The sequence below is a fragment of the Chryseobacterium sp. KBW03 genome (assembly GCF_003852415.1).
Classification (GTDB): Bacteria; Bacteroidota; Bacteroidia; order Flavobacteriales; family Weeksellaceae; genus Chryseobacterium; species Chryseobacterium viscerum.
The window spans coordinates 339,528-365,846 of the sequence record NZ_QAJO01000004.1; the positions used below are offsets into that span (position 1 = coordinate 339,528).

Annotated in this window: 21 protein-coding genes; 15 read left to right on the plus strand and 6 right to left on the minus strand. The window is 36.3% G+C overall.

Going from position 1 to position 26,319, the window contains the following annotated elements; genetic code table 11:
• Window positions 1-122 precede the first annotated feature (122 nt).
• From DBR39_RS09535 to DBR39_RS09545, 3 genes are all read left to right on the plus strand, one after another.
• On the plus strand, window positions 123-323 hold the full coding sequence (locus tag DBR39_RS09535; protein WP_124532551.1) for a hypothetical protein: 201 nt from the start codon (window positions 123-125) through the stop codon (window positions 321-323).
• 48 nt (window positions 324-371) lie between these two features.
• Entirely contained in the window at window positions 372-1,913 is a 1,542-nt protein-coding gene (locus tag DBR39_RS09540) for a glycine--tRNA ligase (RefSeq protein WP_124532553.1), read from the plus strand.
• An 82-nt stretch (window positions 1,914-1,995) separates the two neighbouring features.
• Complete coding sequence (locus DBR39_RS09545) at window positions 1,996-3,525, plus strand: hypothetical protein (RefSeq protein ID WP_124532555.1); 1,530 nt, start codon at window positions 1,996-1,998, stop codon at window positions 3,523-3,525.
• A 121-nt stretch (window positions 3,526-3,646) separates the two neighbouring features.
• Here DBR39_RS09545 and DBR39_RS09550 read toward each other — a convergent pair whose 3' ends face one another.
• Window positions 3,647-4,975: a M48 family metalloprotease gene (locus DBR39_RS09550; protein ID WP_228447806.1), complete on the minus strand. Its 1,329-nt coding sequence runs from the start codon at window positions 4,973-4,975 to the stop codon at window positions 3,647-3,649.
• A 99-nt stretch (window positions 4,976-5,074) separates the two neighbouring features.
• Here DBR39_RS09550 and DBR39_RS09555 point away from each other — a divergent pair, with 99 nt between their 5' ends.
• From DBR39_RS09555 to DBR39_RS09565, 3 genes are read left to right on the plus strand one after another with little or no spacing between them, the layout of a single operon-like run.
• On the plus strand, window positions 5,075-6,208 hold the full coding sequence (locus DBR39_RS09555) for a serine hydrolase domain-containing protein (protein ID WP_124532559.1): 1,134 nt from the start codon (window positions 5,075-5,077) through the stop codon (window positions 6,206-6,208).
• Between the two features lie 2 nt (window positions 6,209-6,210).
• A complete protein-coding gene (locus DBR39_RS09560; RefSeq protein WP_228447807.1) occupies window positions 6,211-6,825 on the plus strand; it encodes a YdeI/OmpD-associated family protein in 615 nt (204 codons plus the stop codon).
• Between the two features lie 13 nt (window positions 6,826-6,838).
• On the plus strand, window positions 6,839-8,398 hold the full coding sequence (locus DBR39_RS09565) for a helix-turn-helix domain-containing protein (RefSeq protein ID WP_185147164.1): 1,560 nt from the start codon (window positions 6,839-6,841) through the stop codon (window positions 8,396-8,398).
• Here DBR39_RS09565 and DBR39_RS09570 read toward each other — a convergent pair whose 3' ends face one another.
• The 5 genes from DBR39_RS09570 to DBR39_RS09590 form a co-directional block, all read right to left on the minus strand.
• On the minus strand, window positions 8,399-9,310 hold the full coding sequence (locus tag DBR39_RS09570; RefSeq protein WP_124532563.1) for a hypothetical protein: 912 nt from the start codon (window positions 9,308-9,310) through the stop codon (window positions 8,399-8,401).
• An 11-nt stretch (window positions 9,311-9,321) separates the two neighbouring features.
• Window positions 9,322-10,134 (minus strand): hypothetical protein, encoded by an 813-nt coding sequence (locus DBR39_RS09575; protein WP_124532565.1) that lies wholly within the window; start codon window positions 10,132-10,134, stop codon window positions 9,322-9,324.
• 11 nt (window positions 10,135-10,145) lie between these two features.
• Entirely contained in the window at window positions 10,146-11,006 is an 861-nt protein-coding gene (locus DBR39_RS09580; protein WP_124532567.1) for a hypothetical protein, read from the minus strand.
• 233 nt (window positions 11,007-11,239) lie between these two features.
• On the minus strand, window positions 11,240-12,511 hold the full coding sequence (locus tag DBR39_RS09585; protein ID WP_124532569.1) for a Y-family DNA polymerase: 1,272 nt from the start codon (window positions 12,509-12,511) through the stop codon (window positions 11,240-11,242).
• A 192-nt stretch (window positions 12,512-12,703) separates the two neighbouring features.
• A complete protein-coding gene (locus DBR39_RS09590) occupies window positions 12,704-14,287 on the minus strand; it encodes a Na+/H+ antiporter (protein ID WP_124532571.1) in 1,584 nt (527 codons plus the stop codon).
• A gap of 237 nt (window positions 14,288-14,524) precedes the next feature.
• Here DBR39_RS09590 and DBR39_RS09595 point away from each other — a divergent pair, with 237 nt between their 5' ends.
• The 9 genes from DBR39_RS09595 (at window position 14,525) to DBR39_RS09635 (ending at window position 26,148) form a co-directional block, all read left to right on the plus strand.
• On the plus strand, window positions 14,525-15,025 hold the full coding sequence (locus DBR39_RS09595; RefSeq protein WP_124532573.1) for a M15 family metallopeptidase: 501 nt from the start codon (window positions 14,525-14,527) through the stop codon (window positions 15,023-15,025).
• Between the two features lie 192 nt (window positions 15,026-15,217).
• Window positions 15,218-16,255: a patatin-like phospholipase family protein gene (locus tag DBR39_RS09600; RefSeq protein WP_124532575.1), complete on the plus strand. Its 1,038-nt coding sequence runs from the start codon at window positions 15,218-15,220 to the stop codon at window positions 16,253-16,255.
• A gap of 157 nt (window positions 16,256-16,412) precedes the next feature.
• A complete protein-coding gene (locus DBR39_RS09605) occupies window positions 16,413-16,652 on the plus strand; it encodes a hypothetical protein (RefSeq protein ID WP_124532577.1) in 240 nt (79 codons plus the stop codon).
• Between the two features lie 315 nt (window positions 16,653-16,967).
• Window positions 16,968-21,050: a hypothetical protein gene (locus DBR39_RS24230; protein ID WP_185147165.1), complete on the plus strand. Its 4,083-nt coding sequence runs from the start codon at window positions 16,968-16,970 to the stop codon at window positions 21,048-21,050.
• A 17-nt stretch (window positions 21,051-21,067) separates the two neighbouring features.
• Window positions 21,068-21,430, plus strand: a complete 363-nt coding sequence (locus tag DBR39_RS09615) for a hypothetical protein (protein ID WP_124532579.1) — start codon at window positions 21,068-21,070, stop codon at window positions 21,428-21,430.
• Window positions 21,423-24,098, plus strand: coding sequence for a hypothetical protein (locus tag DBR39_RS09620; RefSeq protein ID WP_124532581.1), 2,676 nt, complete (start codon window positions 21,423-21,425; stop codon window positions 24,096-24,098). Before DBR39_RS09615 ends, DBR39_RS09620 begins: the two co-directional genes overlap by 8 nt.
• A gap of 2 nt (window positions 24,099-24,100) precedes the next feature.
• Window positions 24,101-24,484 carry a hypothetical protein gene (locus tag DBR39_RS09625; protein WP_124532583.1) on the plus strand — a complete coding sequence of 128 codons (384 nt, stop codon included), beginning with the start codon at window positions 24,101-24,103 and terminating at the stop codon, window positions 24,482-24,484.
• A 72-nt stretch (window positions 24,485-24,556) separates the two neighbouring features.
• Window positions 24,557-25,477, plus strand: a complete 921-nt coding sequence (locus DBR39_RS09630; protein WP_124532585.1) for a helix-turn-helix transcriptional regulator — start codon at window positions 24,557-24,559, stop codon at window positions 25,475-25,477.
• Window positions 25,478-25,530: 53 nt separating this feature from the next.
• Complete coding sequence (locus tag DBR39_RS09635) at window positions 25,531-26,148, plus strand: hypothetical protein (RefSeq protein ID WP_228447808.1); 618 nt, start codon at window positions 25,531-25,533, stop codon at window positions 26,146-26,148.
• The last annotated feature ends 171 nt before the right edge of the window (window positions 26,149-26,319 follow it).

The window sequence follows — 26,319 nt, forward strand, 5'->3', positions numbered from 1 at the left end:
CGCCGCCAAATACCAGAAAAAGCGAGCAGCGAAAGCAGGTTCCCGGCTCCTTAATAGGATGATCATTAAACTTCAAATAAAATCTCTATATTGGTATAAGGTTTTACCATAATTAAAAAAAAATGACAGACTATTTTGGTTTTTTTGTAAAATTGATTGTGATCGCTGTTGTTATAACGATCGCTACAATTATTTTTGTCCCATTAAAAAAATACAGAATAGCAAAGATATTACTGTTCATTATTGCCGGTATTTTATTTATCATTGGTGCGGGAGGATGCTTTTTGATGACCATCTCTAATGTAGGATCTTACAGGTATTAATATTTTCCCAATAAAAAACATTATTTTTGCACATCAGACGTAAAAATTATGGCAAAGCAAGAAGATGTTTTCAAGAAAGTGATTTCTCACGCTAAAGAATATGGTTTTATTTTCCCATCGAGTGAGATCTATGATGGTTTATCCGCTGTTTATGATTATGGACAGAACGGGGCCGAACTTAAAAATAATATCAAACAATACTGGTGGAAAGCTATGGTACAGCTTAACGAGAATATTGTGGGTATTGATTCGGCGATCCTTATGCACCCTACAACATGGAAGGCATCAGGCCACGTAGACGCTTTCAACGATCCATTGATTGACAATAAAGATTCTAAGAAACGTTTCAGAGCAGACGTTTTGGTGGAAGACTACTGTGCTAAAATTGAAGATAAAGAGAATAAAGAAATCGAAAAAGCTGCGAAAAGATTCGGGGAGGCTTTCGATAAAGATCAGTTTGTTGCAACGAATCCAAAAATTTTGGAATACAGAGCAAAAAGAGAAGCTATTCTTTCAAGACTGGCAAAATCTCTGGAAAATGAAGATCTTGCTGATGTAAAAGCATTGATTGAAGAGCTTGAAATTGCAGATCCTGATACAGGTTCCAGAAACTGGACGGAAGTAAGACAATTCAACCTGATGTTCGGAACAAAGCTTGGTGCTTCTGCAGACTCTGCAATGGATCTTTATTTAAGACCTGAAACAGCACAGGGTATCTTTGTGAACTTCCTGAATGTACAGAAAACTTCACGTCATAAACTTCCTTTCGGTATCGCACAGATCGGTAAGGCATTCAGAAATGAGATTGTTGCAAGACAGTTTATCTTCAGAATGCGTGAATTCGAACAGATGGAAATGCAGTTCTTCGTAGCTCCGGGAACGGAACTGGAATTCTACGAGCAATGGAAGCAAAAGCGTCTGAACTGGCACTTGGCTCTAGGGTTAGGAAACGACAACTACAGATTCCATGACCATGAAAAATTGGCTCACTATGCGAATGCTGCTGCTGATATTGAGTTTAACTTCCCATTCGGATTTAAGGAACTAGAAGGTATTCACTCAAGAACGGATTTCGATTTAAAAGCGCATGAAGAATTCTCTGGAAGAAAACTTCAGTTCTTCGATCCTGAAAGAAATGAAAACTATGTTCCTTATGTAGTGGAAACTTCAGTAGGTTTAGACCGATTATTCCTGTCAATTTTCTCACATTGTCTAAGAGATGAAGTATTGGAAGATGGTTCTGAAAGAACTGTTTTATCTTTACCTCCAGCGATTGCTCCAATCAAAGCAGCTATTCTTCCTTTGATGAAGAAAGATGGTTTGGCAGAATACGCAGAAACAATCTTCAACGATCTGAAATATGATTTCAACCTATTCTACGAAGAAAAAGATGCGATCGGAAAACGTTACAGAAGACAGGATGCCATCGGTACTCCTTACTGTATCACTGTAGACCACGACTCTCTTGTAGATCATACAGTAACCATCAGAGACAGAGATACGATGCAGCAGGAAAGAGTTCCTGTTTCAGAGTTGAGAAGAATCATTGATGAGAAAACCAACTTCAGAAATTTACTCTCTAAATTATAATTTAAAAGCCCTGTTCGCAGGGCTTTTTTATTTTTATCAACATATGGGTTAATTTATTATTTTTATCCCTCAAATTTTAACCATGAAAAAAATAACACTCATAATGTTTGGAGTGATCCAGACATTGGCATTTGCCCAAACCCAGGACTTGACAACACTAGCTGCCGGGGATCATGTGGGAATGAATGCTCTATTCGATGATAAGGACAATCTTTACGGTTACGTTTCTCTATATTCTTACGGAAAATCCGGTGATAAGACCAAAAAATTTGAATACGTTGTATTAGACAAAAACCTCAACCCTGTTGCCAACAAAGAGTTTGAAGGAGATATCACCGCAGCATCTTATGTAGGATATGTTGATTTTAAGGGTCAGATTATCTTAAAACCTTCCATGATGGATTATTCTCTGGTAAAAAGCAGAGAAGTATTTACTCCCGTCTCTATGGTAATCGATCCAAAAACCAACTCTATTACCAGAAAAATATATTATGACTATCTGGAAAATGGGACTTTCAAAGAGATCAATGAACCTAAGAGCTGGAAAGAACAACGTAAAGAAAACCGTGATGAGAAAAAAGACAAAGGTTACAACTACGTTTCTGCTGTAGGAGAACTGAAAGAAGGAGGGTATTTTGCTGTTGAATACAAAGATTATGGAAAGTACGAGAACAGCAACAGCCTTATAAAGTTTGATCCAAACAAAAAGGAGGTTTGGAGGTACAGGTATAATACAGACGGAAGCAAGAAAATTTATACCACCTTGTCTGTTCTGGAAAGAGACGAAAACTACATGTACTGCATCATGAAAAAAGTCAATGAGAAGCAGAAAACATTCAGTCTTCTTGTTCTTGATATGAAAACCGGAAAAGAAACTTCCAATAAGCCAGTTACCGGATTATCAGATGACACCATAGACAATATTGAATCCTTCTACTCTAATTACAGAAAGATTGACAATGATAAAACCTTTGATGATAAAGTAGTTCTATTGGGAAGAAACTATGATGATTCTGAATCAGTAGGATTTGCAAGAATGATCGTCAATAAATCTAATTTTTCAGTAGATACCAAAGCGATTAATTATGAACCTAATATTTCTGCATTTCTTCCAAAAGTCAATAGGAATGGTATGGTAGAAAGCGGCTATATGCTTCAGACTAAGGACATGTATTTTATGAATGACGGAAGTGTAGGGATTCTATCTGAAAAATATAAACCGGCAGGCCAATATTCGGCTCCTAAAACCACTGATCTTGTTTACATTTACACCGATAAAGATTTCAAAGTAAAAAATGTTCAGGTTTTTGAAAAGGAAAAATCAAAATGGGTAAACAGTGATTATCTGTTCTCACAATACCTCAATGGAGGAAAAGATGTGGTATTTTTCTATCGTGACTACCAGAAAGATGAAGTGACTAGGCAAAAAAGATGGAATTTATTCATCAATACCATTATTGACGGGAAATTCAAACAGGAAATTGTTCCTATTTCTGAAAAAGACAATTATACAGTAACACCTTACGTAGGAAAAGAAGGCTATATACTGCTTCGTGAGTATAATGAGAAAGAAAAATTTAATAAGATCCGTTTGGAGAAATTAAATTACTAATACAAAAAAGAACCCTGAATTTTCATCAGGGTTCTTTTTTGTATGTTTTGGCTAAAGGCCAGTGGATTTTTTATTATTTTAAAACGGGCTAAAGCCGTTCCTATTGATCTCTTAATTACTATCAATTTACTTTTGCCAATGTCTCATTCGTCTGATAATACTCTGCAATATTCTTTATTTCATCCAAACTCAGGTTCCACATAAAATTCAGGAACTGCTGATAACTTTCACTTTGATTTTTGGATTCTATCCTATCCAGATATCGGTTTAGGTTGTAGTTTTTTCTCGCTTCATATATTTTGGAAAAACATCTTCCTAACCAGCTTTTATAATATTTTTCTTCCTCTTCATCCTGTAAAAACTGCATGGCGGTGTAAATTCCCAGTCCATAGTCTTCTGAGTGGAAATAATTGGGTAAAATCTCCATTCTTGCTGCTTTCTTTAATGTTACAAACAGATCTGAGGGTTTATCTGGAGCAACAGGTGTTTTAAGTTCTGCAAATGTTTTTTTAAGCATCTCAATTCTTCTGGACACCTCAGGATGAGAAGCCAGAGAATCTTTATTCAGCTTTTCTTTGTAGAAATTATAATTGTATAATGAAAAATCCTCCTTCTTCATCCACTTTTCATTGAAAGCCTGTTTGGGAAGATTAAAAAGTTTTTTATACGTTTCTACCTTCAATTCTCTGGGTGAAATCGTATCAAAATCCTGCAGCCTCTGAAGAGCATTCACAAATTCTGCTTTCTTAAAATCGCTGTTTTTAAAAATAACATAGCCCAAAGAATCTGCCTGCATTTCACTCTGTCTCCTTTCCACGCTTTTTTTATACACGGTATTTTTTACAATATCAAAAGCTTTTTGATTCTGGCTCTGACTTCGGTTCGTTGTAGTAGATTTTATATTCTCAACCAGTACTTTATCCAGCTTGTCCTGTTCTATAATTTTTAAAAAGGTTTTCAGGGAATGTTCTTCCATTTTATGTCCCAGCTCATGAGAAATAACGGCAGCAATCTGTTCCTCATTGTTGAGCCAGCTGTAAAGCCCCATATTGATTACAAAAGTTCCGTCAGCAAGACAATAAGCATTGGGAGTATTGTCTTTTGCAATCAGAATTTTCAGATCCTGAGGAATTTTAGGATTATTCTTTTTAAGACGTTGAATCATAGAGTGTATACTGGTTTCAAATTCAGATTTAAAGATAAAATCCTTATTTTTCACCTGCTTTTCAAAGTCAGTTCCAAATTCTTTGTAAATTTTGGAGAGTTGAGAACCTGTTTTCCCGGAATATTGGGACCTTAATTTCTTTACAGTCGCTTCATTATTCGCTTCAAAATTATTTAAAAATGCTTTTCTCTGTATGTAATCTGCAGTATCTATAGGCTTGTAAATCTGTGACATTCCCATTATAGAAAATAGGAAGCAGCCCAATACAATTAGTTTTCTGGTCATAGTTTTCATCAATAAGAACAAAAATAACGTATTTGATGATTCATTTTAATTTTTATAGCCAAATTATTCTAAATTTGTTAGAGACCCATTCATGAAAAAATGAGAATACTAAAGTATATGATAGGCGGAGCCGTAGCAGGTGCTGCAGCAGCTTATTTTCTGGGATATGATTATTTATTTAGTGGTATCTCCAAAACCTATCTTAAAGGAAAATCAAGTGCCTATATTGATGACGGAAATCTTTTCCCGAGCAATCCTATTGCTACAGAAGAACCCAGGCTGTGGGAAGAAGATTCTGATTACAATAAAAAAGAATTACCGAAACATTTAGTTGAAAATTTAGAGCACTCCAAAACAGCATCTTTTGTAGTGATACGGAATGGGAAAATTCTTCATGAGCAATATTGGGACGGGTACAATCAACTGTCGCAAACCAATTCTTTTTCTATGGCAAAGGCGGTCACTGTCATGCTTTTGGGAAAAGCACTGGAAGAAGGTATTATTCCCTCTATTGATGAAAAGTTCTCTGATTTTTATCCTGAATTTAAAAATAAGCCATTAGGAAACCTAGTTACCCTTAAAAACTTAGCTCAAATGGAAGCCGGATTGGACTGGAATGAAAATTACAACAATCCCTTTTTTCCTAATGCCAAAGCCTATTACGGAAAGAGCCTTGTAAAAGCCGTATTCCCAAGAAATTTCAAAGAAGAGCCGGGAACCCGATTTGAATATCAAAGCGGTTCTACACAGCTTCTTGGTTTTGCCCTTAGAAAAGCAATCGATAAGCCACTGGCTGGATACTTATCAGAAAAATTCTGGGTTCCTTTGGGAATGGAACAAAATGCGAAATGGAGTACAGACGATTATGGAATGGAAAAAACCTACTGCTGTATTCATTCCAATGCAAGAGATTTTGCCAAACTGGGACAATTATTTCTGGATGATGGAAAAGTTGAGGATCAGCAAATTCTCAACCTTGATTTTATTGAACAGATGAGAACTCCTACAGAAAAATCCGAAAACATCTATGGGATGGGACTTTGGATCAATCATGATAATCCTATCAAACATTATTATTTCCTGGGATTGCAGGGACAATATATTATTATGGTTCCGGAGCACCATATGGTGATTGTAAAAACCGGAAGTTATTCCAACAACCCTAAAAACGATAGAGGAAGACCTGATCAGGTTAGATTCTTTGTAAATGAAATTGTATCTTTATTCCAATAGAAATGATGGAAAAATACAGCTCAAAAATAGATGCTTATATTGAAAAATCCCAGGATTTTGCCAAACCGATACTGCATTATATCCGTGAAACCGTGCATGAGTTCTGTCCAGAAGCAGAAGAAACCATGAAATGGAGTTTTCCCCATTTTATCTACAAAGGAAAAAATCTTTGTGCCATGGCTTCTTTTAAACAGCACTGTACATTTGGGTTCTGGCTGGAAAAAGAAATGAAAACCATGCAGGAAATCACTCAGGATATTGAAAAAAACTCAATGTTCAGCTTAGGAAAAATCACCAGTATGGAAGACCTTCCATCTAAACCTCAGCTTAAAAGTGCCATTACAGAAGCCATGGAACTTACAGATATGGGAGTTGCCATGAAGAAATCGGCCCCTTCCAAAACGGAAATGGAAGTTCCGGATTACTTTCAATCAGCTTTAGATACTCAACCAAAGGCTCTGGAAGTTTTTGAAAAAGCTTCACCATCATTCAGAAAAGAATATATCTCCTGGATTGTTGATGCTAAAACAGAGGTGACCAGAAATAAGAGAATGGAACAGGCTCTGGAATGGATCGCTGAAGGTAAAGGCCGTAACTGGAAGTATGAGAGAAAATAAAAACACATATCCAATGAAGAAAAAAATTATTCACTTTTTCTTCCTTATTATTTCAATTTTTACATTTGCTCAAAAATTTGATTTTGAAGGGCAATATAGGTATGCCCGAATGCTTTCATCCAAAAATCCGGACAGCTCGGAAATTGTTCTGAATAAGATTATTGATTCTGCGCAGAGAAGAAATCTGCCGGAATTTCTTGCAAAGGCATATTATTTAAAGTCTTTCAACAGCTATTTGAAATCTGATGCCGAGAAAAGCCTTGATTTTGCAGACAAAGCGCTTAAAGTATCTATCCAAAGTGACTACAGCATCGGGAAAGCACTGGCGTACAGGATGCAGGGAACTCAATATGCAAAGCTTGGGCTGCTTAAAGAATCTTCGAAAAGCCTTCGAAATGCTCTGGCAGAAGTAAAAAACAATAATACGGAAGAAGGACATGAGCTGAAAGGTATGATCTTTAATTCTTTTCTGATCCTTCTCAATAAGAACCAGTATAAAGAGAAAGAGTACTATTCTACAGGTGCCATTCAGGAATTTAAGAAACTTAAAAATGTAACCAGACGAAATGAATTGCTGATTTCAGCTTATACCAATATGGGGTATAATTTATCTGAAGTAAAAAAATTCAAGGAAGCCAAATATTATTTCGTAAATGCTCTTTCATTGGTAGGGGAAAGCAATTATTATCTCCAGGCCAACATTCTTAATGATATAGGATTTTCATTTTCAAAACAGAATAAACCGGACAGTGCTGTGCTTTACTATCAGAAATCTCTGGCGATTGTAGACCGGTATGGTTTCAATGAAAAAAAGATTGAGGTTACCAAAAATCTTGAAGAAGCGTATGCCTTGCTTCACGATGATTCCAATACCGAGAAATATAAAATTGAAAATCTTACATTAAAAGACAGCATTGCTTACAATAAAGCCATGGCCGTCAACAAAACATTATCCAAAAAAGAGGAAAGTTTTCATCAACAGCTTAATGAAAGCCACAGCACTTCAAAAGGGCTTATTATAGCATGTCTTGCACTGATTCTTGTTTTAGGAGCTGCGATTTTCAATACCATCCGTCTCCGTAAAAAGCATAAAGAAACTGTTGCTAAAATTTACAGAGAAGGGATTTCTCCCGTTGTTTATGAAGAAGATCCACAGGAAGCTTCTGAAGATATTCAGACAAAAAACACCTCTACTCCGATTGAAATAAAAATTTCGCCTGAAGTAGAGGAAAACATACTAGATGGATTAAAAATTTTTGAAGAAAACCTTGAGTTTAACAACAAAAACATTTCTCGTTATAATCTTGCAAACACGCTGAATATCAATACAAAATACCTTTCAACGGTTATTAAGAAACATAAAAAATTCAATTTTAACCAATACATTAATCACCTGAGGATCAATTATATTGTCAATCAGTTGAAAAATGAGCCACAATACAGAAAGTACAAGATCAATCACCTTGCTGAAATCACAGGATATTCATCTCACAGTGCTTTTTCTCTTGAGTTCAAAAAGATCACAGGACTGCATCCGTCTGCTTTTATTAAAACCCTTGATGAAATCTCCTGATTACTGTTCTGCTATGGTAAGGTTATTATAACCTCCCGTATTATTGAGCGAAAAATTCGCAACGTTTGAGTTATTTAAATTAAACCAGATGTAAGGCATCAGCCTCTGCCCTGCCGTCATGTAGAATGAAGCTGTACAGTTACTTCCTGCATCAATATTTCCTACACTGTTTGAGGACATGGTATTGGCACATTTTACAGTATTGACAATATTGATGGCAGCCAATCCTGTTGTATTATCATAAAGCTGCCAGATCGCTTCTATCTGAATAGGATTTAAAGGATCTGTAGTATAATTAATGGCTAACGGAGCCAGATCTGTGGTGAAAGTAGCAACATAAATTCCATTTCTGGGGGCTGTAAAAATACCTGTACCCGCATTAAAAGTCGTCCCTGAATTACTTTCAAAGGTCTTACTCCAGTCTACAAGATAATTACTGGCTCTGTTCTGCAAGCCATTTGTTACAGTAGGTATAGAGGGAGTTGCCAGCTTTACGTTATTAGTCGTTTTGGCTGCAATAACAATCACCTTATTACTGGCGGGTTGTGCTGTAAGCAAAGGAAGCCACTCGCTTCCGTTGGAATATTCCACTCCGCTGTTATAGCGTACTGCCCCCTCATCTGCCGCAACCGCTGTGAGTGTAGAAGTTCCAAAACCAATAGCTCCGTTTCCGGAATTTCTGGCATCTACTTTTGCCGCCGGGCTCAAAGTTCCTACTCCTATTTTTCCCGCACTGCTCACAAGCACATCATTGGCCTGCTGGGCCGGAGTAAATGTCGATCCTGACGAAGGATTATCTTTTTGCCCGTCAATATGCAGAATTCCTTGTGGATTTGGAGTATTGATTCCAATCTGTGAAAATGCATATTGGAAGCTTAAGGTCATTAAAATCAGTAAACAATTCTTTTTCATCATCTATTTTTTTATAATCCGAAAATACTTAAAGAAGTAAGTGTAGAATCTGTATCCAGTGTTTTTGAACTTCCCAGTTTCTGATTCAGGCTTACGGTAATATTATCTCCCTGGTTCAGGTTAAAAATTCCGGAACAGTTCCCTGCAACACGGTTCCCAATCGTATTGTTTCCGGGATAACTTCCTACACATTTGAAAACCTTACCTGTTGCCGAAGATGTGGAATTGGTTTGAATCAGCGTTTCATACCTTGAATCATCCGCAATGCTTCCTGAAGTCAGTGAAAAGGTAAAGGATACGATGTATACTCCCGTTTTTGAAGCGGTAAAAATTCCTGTCCCTGCATTAAAGCTGCTATTTACATCAGTTTTTTTAGTCCAGTCTATAACGGTAGCTTGTATTCCGTCACTGAAACTTTGTGTAGAAGCATTTTCTGCATCCACAAAATCATTGGGAGCTTTATGAGCCAGTGCTACCCAAGAAGTTCCGTTAGAATAGCTCAGATCCTGAGTTCCGGAATTATACCTCAGCGCTCCGGTCTTTGCTGCAGCAGCAGATTGTGAAGTACCTCCAATTCCTATTGCATTTAAACGTTCTCCTGATCGGAGATCCAGTCTTGTTTTCGGAGATTTTGTTCCTATCCCTACATTTCCGGAAGGGGTAATAACTACATCATCATAATAAGTGGAGGGTATTGAAACACTTGTATTCTTCTGTCCGTCAATGTGTACCGCTCCCTCCGGAGAAGACATATTGATTCCTATCTGAGCATTCATCCATAAGCCAGAGCAAATGAGTAAAGCCAGTCCTAATTTTTTTCTCATATCAAAATGTGTTATTGTTCTAAAATAGAAAGATTTACAAAGCCATATTCATTACTTGCAGAAGATGTATCTGTTCTCAAACTCAGGCTGCCATTATAAACAGACTGATAGATATAAGGCTGAAGAGTATCTCCTTTATTCAGCTGAACTCCGGCAACGCACGAGCCTGCTACCTGTGCCTGTTTTGAAATATTTGAGTAAGATTTTACGCATTTTTTTATGGTACTGTTTCCATTTACAACATATCTCGCTTCTGAAAAATAACCCGAGACTATAGGAATTCTTACAAAATCATACGTAAAAGAAACAAGATATACTCCGGTTCTTGGGGCTGTAAAAATACCTGTTCCGGGAGTAAAGTTTCCTGTTGGGTCAGAAACTTCCGTCCATCCTGCAATACCTGTAGAAACCTGATAAGGAATTTTAACGGCAAAGTTCGCTGCCTGAAGATTAGCTACTACTACCGCTTTGGTAGGAGAAGAAATAAGATCCTGCCATACAACCCCGTCTGAATACTGTATCTTACCTCCATTCAGCGGGTTATATCTTACAGCACCTCCACCTGCTGCTGAGGCGGTCTGGCTGGTCTCTCCTATTCCGATTGAGTTGTCCGTATTTGTTACTGAACGAGTATCTATCTTAACGGCTGGTGTTAAAGTTCCAATTCCTATTTCTCCGGCAGAAGTGATGGCAACGTCATTAGCTATTTGAGTAGAGGATGGAGCTCCGGATGAGGGATTATCTTTTGCCCCATCCACATGGAAAGTGGTTTGAGGGTTTGAAGTATTAATACCTACTTGAGCTTTTGAGTGGCTTATGGTAAAGCATAAGAGAATCAGGATTCCCTTCATCAAAATACTTAGATTTTTCATGTAATTTGTGGTTTTTAAATCGTGTGCAATTCTTGGCCAAAGATAAATGCAAAAGCCCATCTCATACAATAGCACTATTTAAACCACAAACACTTAAAACATTGAAAACAAGCAAAATAACACTTTATTTTACATTATCAAAATACGGAATTTTACTACTTAAAATAAAACCCTTATGCTATTTTATTGGAAATTTTTAAAGAATTTTTGTTTTTTGAAGAAAATTTTTATTCTTAATGAAATCTGAAGTTTGCTTCCGATAAGGTATTCTGTTTCAGGAAGGCTTCATATTCGGGAGACAGTTTTGCTCGTCCAAAAGTATTTTCTCCACTCATGCTTCCAAGACGGACTTTATCCTTTCCGAATTTTCTGTTCATGGCATCCATCGCTTTCATCACAGGAAGATGCTGGTTTTGTATATCTTCTTCAAAAAGGCCGATCTGTCTCTGATCTTCGGGAACAAAATCATTCACCATTACTCCTGCCCTTTTATAATGAAACCCTTCTCTATAAACGGCCTCAAAAAGCTCATTGACCACTCTTCCGATCAAAATGGATGAATTGGTAGGATTGGAAAGAATCCGGGTCATAGCATTCCTGTACTCCGGAAGATCTTTTCTGAATCGGTTGGTCTGCACAAAAACGGTGATCGTTTTACAACAGGTATTCTGCTTTCTCAATCTTTCTGAGCAGTACATTCCAAAAGTTTCCACCCTTTCTCTTACTTCCCCTTTCTTAGTAAGCATCTGCATAAAGCTTCGGGTAACCGCGATGGATTTTTTAGGAGAAGGAGAATCCAGTTCCAGCTGGCGGATTCCTTTCAGCTCATGAATCATCCTTACTCCATGAATTCCCATAATTTTTCTGACCCACATTTCGGGTTTCTGAAGAAGATCCCAGGCTTTATAGACGCCATTGTCATTCATTTTAATGGCAAGCCTTCTTCCTATTCCCCATACATCTCCTATATTGAGCCATTTTAATGCCTTTTCAATTTTTTCGGGAGTATCTAAAATATAAACTCCCTTAAAGTTATCAGGAAAATCCTTTACAATTCTGTTCGCCACTTTGCATAAGGTCTTGGTAGGCGCAATTCCTATACTCACGGGAATATTTTCTTTATGGAGAATCTCTTCTCTGATTTTAAGGCAGTATTCATGCATATCAATATACTTAAAGCCTGTTAAATCAAGAAAAAGCTCGTCAATACTGTACACTTCATGATCAATAACGTAGGATTTGGCTATATTGATGACCTGTTGGCTTTTATAATTATACAGTTCAAATTTAGCGGAAAAGCTTTTCACATCATGTTTCTGAAAAAGCTCTTTATATTTGAATGCCGGAGCAGCCATAGGAATTCCCAGATCTTTTGCTTCTTTACTTCGCGATACAACACAGCCATCGTTGTTGGAAAGAACCACAACGGGCTTGCCCTCAAGTGCAGGATCTAAAGTCCTTTCACAGGAAACAAAAAAGTTGTTACAATCTACCAGAGCGTACATGACAAGCGTATAAGAAATATCTATACAAAATTATAGTTTTTAAAGAATAAAATAATCTTTTAGACTATAATTAACATCATATTTAACAATCTGGAAAACAAATGAATAAAATTTTAAACACGACACGTTTTGTCGTATTAGTGCTTTAATTTTGTTTTCAAAAACATTATTATTTAATACTTATTCTGCAGCTTAAATCATTTTTAAACGCTCTTCCTCAAGATCAATCTGATAAAGCTGGTGACGAATAATACTTTCATCGATAGAAATATCCTTATTGAGTTCTGCAAGAAACTGTCTCTGGCTTTCTAACATCTCAAAAAAGACCTCTTTTGTTTTTTCATTCATCCATTCTGTGCCATCGGACTGTATTTTTTCTTCCCAATGTTTCAGCATTCGCTCTATTCCGGCATGGCTGCTCAGTTCGCTTTCATGCTTATTTTTAAGAAAATGATAAACATGCTGCTTCAGTTTTTGTTTTATTTCTTCTCTGGCCTGTTTGTCTTTCTCTTCATCTGTAAAATCATCAAATACATGTCCATATCTGATAATATATGGCAGCGTAAGTCCCTGCACCAGTAATGTAAGTAAGATCACAACAAAAGTAATGAACAGAATAAGGTTTCTGTTGGGAAAAGGAAGTCCGTTTTCAAGGGTGATCGGAATTGCTAATGCAGCAGCTAATGAAACAACACCTCTCATCCCCGTCCATCCAAGGATAAGCGGCATCAGCAAACGTCTTCTCGCAGAAGATGCACGTGGTGCTACACTGGGCCGAAAAATCAAAGTAGCCAACATGGCGGCATATGCACTTATTATTCTGGCGGCAATGAGAATGCCCGTTATCAAAACTCCATACTGGATGGCAATCCTCAGAGGAACTCCCTCTGACCGCAATCCGCCAACAATTTCGGGAAGCTCAAGCCCAATAATTAAAAATACGATCCCATTCAGAATAAATACAAAGCTTTCCCATACACTGTAGCCTCTTATACGACTGCTGCTGTTTAAAAATATCATCCTTTTGGCAGACATATACAGACCTCCACAAACGACCGCTAAAACTCCGGAACAATGAAACTGTTCTGCCACCCAATACATGAGATAAGGTTCAATAAGAGTCAATGCAATATCTGACGAGGGTTCTGTAGGAAGACGCTTGTGAGCCTGGACAAAAATCCAGGCGAGCAGCAAGCCAACTCCAGCCCCTCCAATAATCATCCAAAAAAAGTCTAAAGAAGCTTCCTGCCATACAAATTGTCCGGTTCCTACGGCAATCAAAGCAAAACGGAATATAATAAGTGAGGAGGCATCATTCAGTAAACTTTCTCCTTCCAGAATAGCGGATGTAGTGGTTGGTATTTTTACAAATTTCATAATAGCTCCTGTACTTACCGCATCAGGAGGAGATACTATTCCTCCCAGCAAGAACCCTAAAGCAATCGTAAATCCTGGAATAAAATAATTAGCGGCTACCGCCACTGCCAGCGCTGTAAAAAAAACGACCAGAAAGGCAAAGCTTCCAATAATACGCCACCATCTTTTCATCTCTTTAAAGGAAATAGACCATGCTGCTTCAAATAATAGAGGAGGTAAAAAAATAAAAAATATAAGATCCGGATTGATCTTTACAACAGGCAAACCAGGTATAAAAGAAACGAAAAGCCCGAATACAACAAGTAAAATCGGATAAGCAATTTTTAATCTGGTAGCCCACATGTTTAGCAGCACGATGGCTGCTACCATAGCCAGTAAAAAAGGTAAGATGGTATGCATTTAATATTGTGTTTTTTGTCCATCATATTTACTACTTCTATTTGATTTTTAAAAATTTAAAAGCAATTTTTTTCTTGTTTTTTTTATGCTCACAGATTAATTTGATGTCATAAATCTATTTTCATATTCCCTTTTTATCTCAGATTGAATATTGTGAAATTTTAAACAAATTTTAAATAAAACACGTCAAGTTTCGTCGCTTCCGTTCTATACTTTTGTATCATAACAATAAGAAATATGGACAAAGTAACCTTAGAACGAATTCAGAAACTTCACCCGTTGGTAAGAGATGAAGTGAAGCAGATTATAAAGGAATGTGATGAAGCACTCACCGGAAGAGCCAAGATACGAATCACTCAAGGGTTAAGATCTTTTGAAGAACAGGAAAAGCTTTATGCCATCGGAAGAATTACATCAGGAAAAAAGGTGACCAATGCTAAAGCCGGACAAAGCATTCACAATTATGGCCTTGCTGTGGATATCTGCCTGATGATAGATGGAAAAACCGCTAGTTGGGATACCGTAAAAGACTGGGATAATGACAAAGTTGCGGATTGGTACGAGTGTGTAAAGATTTTTGCCCGCCATGGCTGGGATTGGGGTGGAAACTGGAAAACCTTCAAGGACCTTCCCCACTTCGAAAAGAAAAGCATTCCTTCCCAAAAAGGCCTCGTAAAAACCAGCTGGAGAACACTGTTGAAGATGCCCAGAGACAAGCAGAATTATGTTGTTTTTTAGTGATTATTTATTTGAAAATAATTAAAACACGACACGTTCTGTCGCTTCCCCAGCCTACCTTTGCTTTATAAGAAAACAACGAAAAAAGCAATGAAATCTAAGTATGAAACCTTATTATTTTTCTGATAAATCAATAGGTTCTGCAAATTTAAGATTGCATGTGTCCTTTTAAAAAACCATTAAAAATATCACATGAAAAAGACGACTATTCTTTCTTTGGACGGAGGTGGAATAAGGGGAATCATCACCTGCATTATTCTGCGTTACATAGAAGAGCAGCTCCAGTATTATGATAAACCGACCGCCAAGCTCGGAGATTATTTTGATCTGGTAGCAGGCAGCAGCACCGGAGGTCTGATTGCTTCTATTATTCTATCTCCTGATGAAACCCGAAAAGCAAAATATTCTATTCAGAAAGGACTGGAATTATATGCTGAAAAGGGCGGCGACATCTTCCAGGTTTCTTTTTGGGAAAAGCTGGTCAATCCATTCGGATTATTGAATGAAAGAATTTCTCAGGAAGCTCTTGAAAAGAATTTAAATGATTTTTTTGGAAATTTAGAATTAAAAGAATTAATAAAACCATGTTTGATAACAAGTTACGACATAGAAAACAGAAGAGCAAAACTTTTCAACTCATGGAAAGCCAACCTCAGCACAGACAACTTCTATGTAAAGGATATCTGCAGGGCGACTTCGGCGGCTCCCACCTATTTCAGCCCTGTTCAGATCAAATCGATGTATGGACAGATTTTCAGTCTGATTGATGGAGGGATGTTTGCCAATAATCCGTCGCTTTGTGCGTATGCGGAAGCAAGAAAAATTCCTTTTGCAGAAGTGTTGAAAAATCATCAGAAAGCCAATCATCCGAGTGTAAATGATATGATCATTGTTTCTATCGGAACTGGAATTGAAGCCAGACCTTATCCTTTTAAAAGACTCGAAAAATCAGGAAAAATAGGCTGGGTAAGTCCAATTATTGACATTCTGATGTCTGCGAATGCTGAAACAGTAGATTATCAGCTGGAGCAGATGTTTCAGACTTTAGGTCTCCGAAATCAAAAGAACTATTACCGCTTGAATCCTTCACTGAAAAATGCCTCTCCGGCAATGGATAATGTAAGAAGGTCTAATATTGAAAATCTGATACAAGCCGGATTAAGCTATATTGATGATAACAGAGAAACATTGAATCAGATTGTTCAAAAACTCATCAAAAATAAAATATAATCTTTTAACCTTATAATAGATCAATATAAGCTCTAAAGATTATATTGAAAATTTAGAAAATCTTTTTTTAACACGTCAAGTTTTGTCGTTTCGCACCATTATCTTTGGAGTATCAAAAAAACACAAAACAACAATCTATAAAAACTTTTAAAAGCCTTTGAATTCAACATTCACCTATGCTGAACAGCCTGAAGTATGTTCAAACTATAACCAACACCTTATAACACAAAACATAGAAACACCCAATCACAATATACTCTTCGATGAAGATCTCTATACCATAGAATGGAGCGATATCGAAAATACTGAGATGGATTACGAAAACTATCTCAATGACATTGAAAATTTCTTCAGAGGAGACTTTGAAGAAGACCAACTTGAAGAAGATACATTTTAAATAAAAATTTAAAACACGACAAGTTCTGACGCTGTCCGACATTACCTTTGAAATCCCTCTAATACGCGTACAGCAGTTTCATTAAACATTCCCAACACCTTTGAATTCACCATTCACAAAAATGCTGGACAGCCAGAACTATGTCTGAAAATTTCTAAAAAAACAACAAACAATGAATCTGAAAATCAAGAGCAAAGGTGGATATCTTTTGTCTGAAACCACCTAAAAAAATAAGACTACAACCTGAGACCTATCTATTAAAAAGAAGTTTTAAAATTTTAACTCAATTAATAAAATACCTAACAAAATTACAAAATGAGTAATACTGAAAACAAAATGGCTGCTTCTTCAGCTGACAACACCCCATCACAAACACTTTTCAGATTTGTAAGCTTAAGAAGCCCGCAACTTCCTGATGAAAAAAAGGAAAACAAAAAATTCATCACCATTCCGGATAGCTTAAAAAACGATGATTCTTTCTACAAGCCTGTGGCTTCAAACAATGGCTCTAAACTAAGAGTATTAAAAGAAAGAGCCCAACTGTATAAACAAAACAGTAATTTCATTCCGGATACTAAAACTCTGAAACAAGTTTATACAGTAGTATATGACTATGCTTTATGGCTTGCTAAAAACAAAAACACATGTTCTTATAATCAATTCAATGAGAAAAAGAATCAGGTAAAATTTTCCCCTTCTTATGCATTCCCTAATCTTATCAATTTATGGAATAACTTAATTTATCAGATTGCTACTCAAAAAGACTTTTATGTTAAAGAAGGATTGATGCAGGTTTTATTGGCTGCTCATACTCTTGACCCTAAATATTCAGACCCAGTCGGAGATGAATACAAAGATCTATTATCTGCAAGAGTTGTAATTCCAAGAGAACTGATGCTGGATACTCCGGATGCGAATCCAATTGGTCTCGCTTCAAAAATGGCAGGAAGAGAATCCGGAGAAATTACCGCTCCTTCTGCTTACATGGAAAAGCAGCAAAAGATTCAGGAAGCGAAGGCTTTACTTAGCAGATATGAAGTTTTAACAAAAGAGATCTCTCTTATTGAAACCGGATATAATAAAGAGTATGCACAGGAATATAAAAGAAGTGAAGAAGAGCACAATGAAAAAAATCAATCAATCATTGATGAATATTATGTTCGTTTAGAAGAAGCAAGAAGAAAATACTGTGAAATCAGAAAACCTGACCAGCCCTATAACCCCGCAGACCCTTGTCACCAGCCGGAAGCAATTCCTTATCCGAAACTTCCTAAATTCGAATTTCCATTCCGTCCTGAAATTGATGCAAGAACACTTGTCAATGCATTGAAACCAAGCAGCATTGATACCGTTTTGTCTCTTTTAGACTATGATTTTTCAGAACCGGTTAAAGCAAAAATGGACAATACAGGGACCATCGATAGTTTACTGGCAGGCAGGAATACTTTCTCTGAAGTAAAAGATATTATATCAAATGCAACGGAAAAAGCCAACAAGCTTATCTTAGATAACATCATAGATAATTCTGAATCCTATACCAGTATTGGCGGAGTCCTGCTTCCTGTTTCCAGAGTAGAAACCATTCCTTTTACGTATCAGTTATGTCCGAAATTTATAATGAGACTCACCTCTCTGGATTTATCTATTGATGTACCTGATGCTTCCTGGAATGTAGCCAGCATGAGTTATACTTTTTACACCAATGCAGGCCCTATTTCTGGAACTTATTTTGAAAAAAGCCGTGTCGGAAATAAGATCTTTTTAAGTAAATTATTAGCATCAGCGACTACAGACGGGGTATACATCGCTCAGACAGAGAACTTCACAATGGATGTTAAGATCACCTTTACGAATGGTAAAGTAACTGCTTTCAACCCAAGGATCATCACGATGAAATCCTGCTACACGTCGGCTTTTGAATTTGTAAATGAAATTAAGGATCCTATCGAAGAGCCGGATGATGCTTACATTCCTTCAGGATTTGGATTCAAACAAATTGGGATTGCAGATTATCTTAAGGTAGAGCAAACTACTCATGCTTATGTAGAAGGAGAAGTCGCTCACATTGAAAACGTAATGGCTCGTGAATATCGCGAAAAAGCAACAAGAAGGCTAAGAAGAAGCGAAAATACAACCACTACCTCTTCAGATACTGAAAGAGAGAAACTTACAGATACAACGACTGCTACCAGATTTGAAATGCAGACTGAAATTGCCAAAATGATGCAGGAATCCAGGGATACCAATGTACAGGCACATTTTGATGCTCAATGGAAGCTGACAGGTGGTGGATCTATAAGTACCGGAATTGCAGGAGGATATGCCAGTCATTCATCCAAAGAGGAAAGTACAAGACAGGCACTCACTCAGGCACAAGATGTTACAGCAAGAGCATTAGACAGAGTGGTGACCAAAGTTCATGAGGAAAGGATCGAAAAAATCATTGAAGAGTTTGAAGAAAACAACAAACACGGCTTTGATAATACAAAAGGAGACAAGCATGTTGTAGGCGTTTTCCGTTGGGTAGATAAACTAATGAAAAACCAGATCTATAATTATGGAAAACGTCTGATGTTTGAATTTATGATTCCTCAGCCGGCTAAACTTCATACATTGGGCATGACTCTGGATAATTCAGCAACAAAAAGTGATCTTGTAAAGCCTGAAGACCCTAGAAAAGCAAGCAATTTACCTTTGGAGAATTATACTTTCTTAAGTAATGACGCTGCATTAAAGCACTGGGTGAGTAAATATAATGCTGAAATTGATGAAAAACCTGCTGAATCTTTTGCTATCAGTAAATCCTTTAGTGGACGTGACGGAAACTTTGGAGGAAAAGATGATGATAAAGTTCAGATCGTCAATGGTAACGGAGAAGTAGAAGTTCCGGAGGGTTATTTATTAAAAGATGTTGATTATACTTTCCAGACTTATCCACATGGTTTCAAAGGAGCTCATCAGGCTTTCATGACTATTGGAGGGCAGGGTACTTATTGGATCAGTTCACCCAACAGTACGCAAATGAGTGGAAAGACTACCACCCTTAACATCAAAAATAAACTGGAATTTAGTTTTGCCACAGGGGAAAGTCCAATTATGCAGGGAACCCTAAAACTGAACTTAGAATTAACTCCTGAAGCAAGAAACGCATGGTTCCAAAAAACATTCAAAGCCATTATAGACAGCTACGAAAAAGCATTAGCAATTTACGAGCAGAAAATAGCTGAAGAAAAAGCTACAGGCATCCAGATTAAAGGCTCTAACCCAGGATTCTATCGTCAGATTGAAAACACGGTTCTTCGTAAAAACTGTATCTCTTATATGATCAACAGGTCAGCTAATTCTACGCAAGGATATGGTATGGCAGGATTAACAACTGGGAGCACTTTTACAGATTATGAAACGGATTTGTCATCAAAACTGGATAAATATACTGCCTTCCTTAAGTTCATGGAACAGGCTTTTGAATGGGAAAACCTTTCTTATTATCTGTATCCCTATTATTGGGCTAATAAAACAGAATGGGCTAACCTTTATCAGTCCGAAGATGTAGATCCATTATTCAGAGCGTTCTTACAAAGTGGTATGGCAAGAGTGGTTGCAACCGTTCGCCCGGGATTTGAAGATGCTGTCCAGTTCTATATGGCAACAGGAAAAATCTGGAGTGGTGGAGAAGTTCCTGTCATTGGTGATGAGCTTTATTTATCTATTGTAGATGAAATGAAGCAGCCAAAAGGAGAAAAACAAGGAAAAGCCTGGATCACGAGACTTCCTACTCCATTAAATATTCTTCAGGCAGAAAGCATCGGCTTAAAAGTGGGGCACGCTTTACCTTTTACAGCTGAAGATCCTAACGATTTTGAAGTGCCGGGTGATGTTATCACTGAAAGCAATTTTGTAAAAGATAATTCTTTAATGGGAACTAAATCAAGCATTAAGCAAATCCAGTTTTCACTAAAACAGTTAGATGCGGGATCTTATACAACCATCGGTGACCTTGATGATGTAGGTGAATTTCCTAGAAAATACGAATGTATGGGACAAACCATTGAAGTCGTAAGAGATGCAAAATGGGCTAAAACAGATTCCCTGGTGAAGCTTTATGGTGATTTAGCTGGTGGCCTTTCCAGAATAGATGGTCTTGAAGCCTTTGCCAATACAGAAAACGGAGTTACCATTCGAGTGGATATAGACAAAATCAAAAATTTCAAATTTGTAAAACCTCCTTATTCTGGTTCTGAGGATACCCTAAGCTTTACAACAGATGGTCTATCCTTCATAAAATTTGGCAGTGACAACTTTACAGGTTCCACAAATAGACTTTTTGACAAAGACAACAAGTCTATTGATTTCCAAGAGTATACAGACAAAATTGCTCTATCTAAATTTTTAATTTAATTCTCTAAAATATAACCATGAGCCGAGTAAAACTCGAGGCTATTTGGCAGCACGATCAAGTGCTGCCTTATATCCTCACGACCTTAAAGGATAAGATTGATGACATAACTGCTGTGGAAAAGATCTTTCTTTTCGGAAGCAGAGGCCGGGTGCCCTTTGATGAATGGGATACTTTGGAAGGAAAAGACTGGGATGTTTTGGTTCAGGCTAAAGGTAAACTTAAAAATGCTTATGCATTGATTGATCAAGATTACTATTTGGATCTTCTTGTTCTAGATGAACAAACAATAAAAGAGCATTATTCCAACAATAAACTTGCGATGATTTTTCCAGAAAATGAATTATCATCTTTAATCTCTAAAAATAAAGATAATGGCTGATTTTGAACAACTCATTGAGTTTCTCAGACTTTATCGAAGGTCTGAGGAAGCTGCAGAAAATGCTTTACCTCCCACGGAAGTTCTTTTAACAGCTTTAGATGATGGTGAAGCTTATAATGTCAATAAAAATATTTTTGAAACAGATTTTAGCAAATATAAACGAATCTTTAGTCTTCTGGACAGCCATCATGCTGAAGCTATTTATCTGCTCAAAACTACCGGGGAACGAAAATACTATGTAAAAACATCCAACGGAAACTATTACAATCTTTTGGATGAAACAACAGAAGTCGTGCCTGATGGATGGCTTATAGAATTTCCCATAGAATTTGGAACAAGCTCATATATTTATGATACCGATAAAAATTTGGTAGTCATTTTTTCTCAAAATTTAAAGGAGATAAGTGTTTTTCCAGACAATATCTATTATGACCCCAATGGAAAGTATCTCAAAGACATAGAAAGTGATGTATATAGTTACGATTATACAGATCACATCACTACTTTCGGGAAAATTATCAAAATACTCTTTGAAGATGAACAATACTTATGGAACAATCCGGAAAAGAAAGTTCAGGTTCTGAAAGCTGAAAAAGAAGGCAGAATGAATCTGATTCCTTTTCTCCAAATAGAATACGGACTGAAGAATTTCATACTGAAATACAGGTATTATGAAAAAGGGTACAGACCAAAGTTTTTCATATCTGATGATGAATGTTCTATTATATTAAAATTCACAAGTATCGGCGGAATCCTTACTTTTTTGGATCAGACTTTATTTAGTGAAGGATTTTCTTTACAAAAAGGAGAAAATCAAAATATCCAAAGAGATTTTTTCAGGGATCAGTTTATGACCCAGGTTATTCATAAAACAGAAGACAGTATTAAAAGTAAAAGCACACTTGCTTACTATGATGCCATGAAAACCCTGTTTTATTTACCGGAATCTGTAGCCATAATGTTTAATGAGAACTTCTTATGGACGCTTATGGAAATGGCCATAAGAAGAGATAGCCTTACGAACAAGAAAGATCTCGCAGAAGAAAACATCTTTGTAAAACTTATTAGAATTATTCTACAAAAAGAAGGACAGGAAGTGAGACTTATGAATTGGTTCCTGGAGAATATAAAAGATGGTGACAAAAATATTACCAAATTTGAATTTATTTATGATAGGATCAATGGAGATAACTTCTTAGAATTTGCAAAACTGATCAGTCAGGTTTGGAAAAAGTCAAGATTCATTTATCCGGATACGGAGAAAAACCCTGAGTTTGCAACGACAGACGGCCTTTTATTCCTTCCATATTCTTCTGAAAAAGCTTTTGGTTTCTATTTCAGTAATGTAAGTATGTCTTTTGAAACCCACAAACAGAAAGGAAGGTTATTAAAAACATTATATGATACAGGAAGAACCGAAACCGAAATGAGACCAGGCCTAAAGACTGATAATCTTGTGCCTACACAGGTTCCGATTATAGATCAATTCTGGTACCATCCTTTCTATCCTATTTATCTTAAGGATATTGAAAATCAGCAAACGGAAATGAAACTGGATTCTGTTGTTCCTGCCTTTATGCTGAAGGCCAATCGTGATAAACAGTTCTGGAGTAATGTCATCACGAGTGCAGAGTATGCCGCAGATATTTTAACTACTGTTTCCGGAGTTGGGAATATTGGAAAATTCAGATATCTGGCGAAATTTGCTGCAAAAGCAGAGAAGCTCAGCTTTGTCAGTAAAGCCGGAAGAGCAGTAGCTACCGCCAGAAAGGCTGTGGCAGCAACTGCGGCCGTAGTAGAAATTACCAGTGGTACAGTAAATATATTATTGAAACTTACAGGAGTAAGAGATGCAGCATGGGGTAAATCATTATCTGAATATTTATTTTGGCTGGAATTATTATCTTTGTCTGGAGAGCTTACAGTTACAATTCATAACGGTTTAAGGAAAAGTGCCAGAGAAATCTTAGAACATGAAGATGATTTAAAAGCACAACTTAAAAATGAAAAATATTCTGATGATCTTTTAGATGAAATATATGAGATTGCGGAAGAAAAGGTTCGCAGTTTAAATATTGGAGATGATATTGCCGATATTACTGAAGTAGACATTAAATCAATATCTACAATTGCTGCTAAAATCAATAAAGTCACTAAACTCCAAAATTTTGATATAATGGTAGTTAGCAGAGATAACGAAGCACTTACCGAACTATTCAAAGCATGGCAGAAAGAACCCAGAGTGGAAGGCGTTTTTATTCCTAAGAGTGGTATTTACAGAAGATATGGCATTCATTTAAAAGGTCCAAAAGTTTATTTATTTACAGGAAATACTTCTGATGGATTTATAAAAATTAAAGCACATACATTACAGCATGAAATATTCCATGTTGAAATGCATGCAAAGCTGATAGAACAATTAGGATTAGATAAATATCAAAAATTAGTTGATAGAATCCCTACAAATATAAAAGAAGAATATGTTGTACACAGGTTTTTAAAAACAAACTCTAAAGCAATTGACCTTAAAGAGATAGATATAGAACTTGATAACATCAATAATAATTATCGTATAAAAGCTGGCCATACTGAATCATTAAACAAAAACTATTTAATGAATGAATGGAATTTGAAAAATGAATTAAAAAAAATAAATATACATTATTAATCATGAAACCAACCAAAGAGCAAATTATAGAGATAGGACTAAAAATTGTTAGTGATATTTTCAACGAAGCTTATAATATCAAATCTGCTTCTGCAACTCAAGGCAAAGTAAAGCTATATTCATTAGGAAATGATGGCTATTATGAACATGATGGGTGGCACTTTAATGTGGATAGCGAAAAAAAATATGTTGATGAACACAAATCCTTTTTCATATACTTTTTAGATAATGGTATTCCTCTTCATATGACATCATTTTTAGGCGATGATAAACCTAAATTTGTATATGCCATAAAAAAAGATAATAAATATATTGCAGTAAATGAAATTGAATATTTTAAATACCAAAATTTTGATTTAAAAAAATTTATTAAAAAAGATTTTTAAACTTTCATAAAAAATAAAACACGACACCTTTTGTCGCATTAAGCACATATATTTGTCTTACAAAACTTTACTATGAAGAAAGACTTTTATCTGACAAGATATGCCTTAATAATTAAAAGATTAGAAAGTTCTCCGGCTACCTATTCTCAGCTGGAGGACTATCTTTTAAACTCTTTTGAATTTCAGGATGCAGAAATCAAGAGCTACTCTATCCGTACCTTGCAGAGGGATATCCGTGAGATTTCTGACCTTTTCAATCTTTCTATTCACAACAAGAAAAAGGGGGACAACCGATATTATATTGAGAGCCGCCCCATCATGGAAGTGGATGAATACAACCAAAAATTATTGGAATCCTTTCAGGTGAGCAACGCCATGAATACCCATCCCAATTTTTCAGATTTTATCTTTTTTGAAAGCCGGAAACCTACTGGTGTGGAAAATTTTTATGACCTTTTTTTTGCCATACGAAATAAAAGGGTTGTCACTTTTGAGCACTACAATTACAAAAACAAACTAATGACCTCCAGAAAGGTTCATCCTTTGGCATTAAAAGAATCCAAAGACAGATGGTACCTCATCGCTATTGATACAAAAGATAAGATTTTAAAATCATTCGGTCTTGATAGAATCAATTACTTGGATGTGGATAAAAATCAGTTCAGAGAGAAGTATAAATATAACTTCAGAGAGCATTTCAAAAACGCTTTTGGAGTGATGAATCTTGCAGAACAGAAACCACAAAATATTGTATTGAAATGCAGCCGCCATCAGGGAGAATATATCAGAAGCTTTCCTCTTCATCAGTCACAGAAGGAAACCAAAGAAACTCCGGAAGAGATCTATTTTGAGTTTTTTCTCCATCATACCTACGATTTCATGCAGGAGATTCTTTCTTACGGAAAAGAAGTAACCGTTCTGGAACCTAAAGCTTTAGTTGATGACATCCGCAATCATCTGCAGGAATCTTTAAACCGTTATCTTGAAAGCTGAGAATAAGAAATAAATGTCATATTTTTTGTTATATTTACATAAATATACCCTTATTGAAAACTTTATTCATTGGCATCAGCTGTTTTATTTCTTCTTTTTTACTGTCACAGCAGAAAGAAGAATTTAAGCTTGTAAAAAATTATTACAACCAGCACAGAAATATGCTGAATAAAGAATTCAAGAAAAAATTTGATGCAGAATCTAATACCGCAAAGAAGCTAGAGATCAAAGGAGATTTCCTTTTTTTTATGAAAAAAATGGACAGCATTGAAAACAATGCACTGATTGGAGCTTTGTTAAGGGTTAGAAACCTGGAAGACCTTAATACTATCAAGAGCCCCAAACTCATGTCATCTGACAAATTTGTGGATGCAGAAAAGGTTGCCGATTATCCCGGCGGACTCAATTCTTTGAGACAGGAAGTCGCCAATCTGCTGTATATTGACGGGGTATATTCTGAAGAAAAAATGGTGAAAACAGATGTTGCTTTTATTGTAGAAAAAGATGGAACCATCAGCAATGTTCATGCTCAGGGAAATAATTTCACCTTCAACAGACAGGCTGAAATTGCACTGTATTCTCTGGCAGAAAAGTTTTCTCCCGCCATGATAAAAGGTGATCCGGCGATCTATCGTTTTACTCTTCCTTTAACTTTAACCATGACAGACTAATGAAGAAATACTGCAGTTTATTTCTGCTCTTTACCCTTAATTTTTATTTTTCACAGCAGACAGAAGGTCTTAGGCTCATTAAAGAAAAATATGATCTCGAAATTCAGAAAGTAAAAAACATTTACCTAGATGAAGTTTTAAAAGTTCCTTTAAGAAAACGCGCTAAAATAA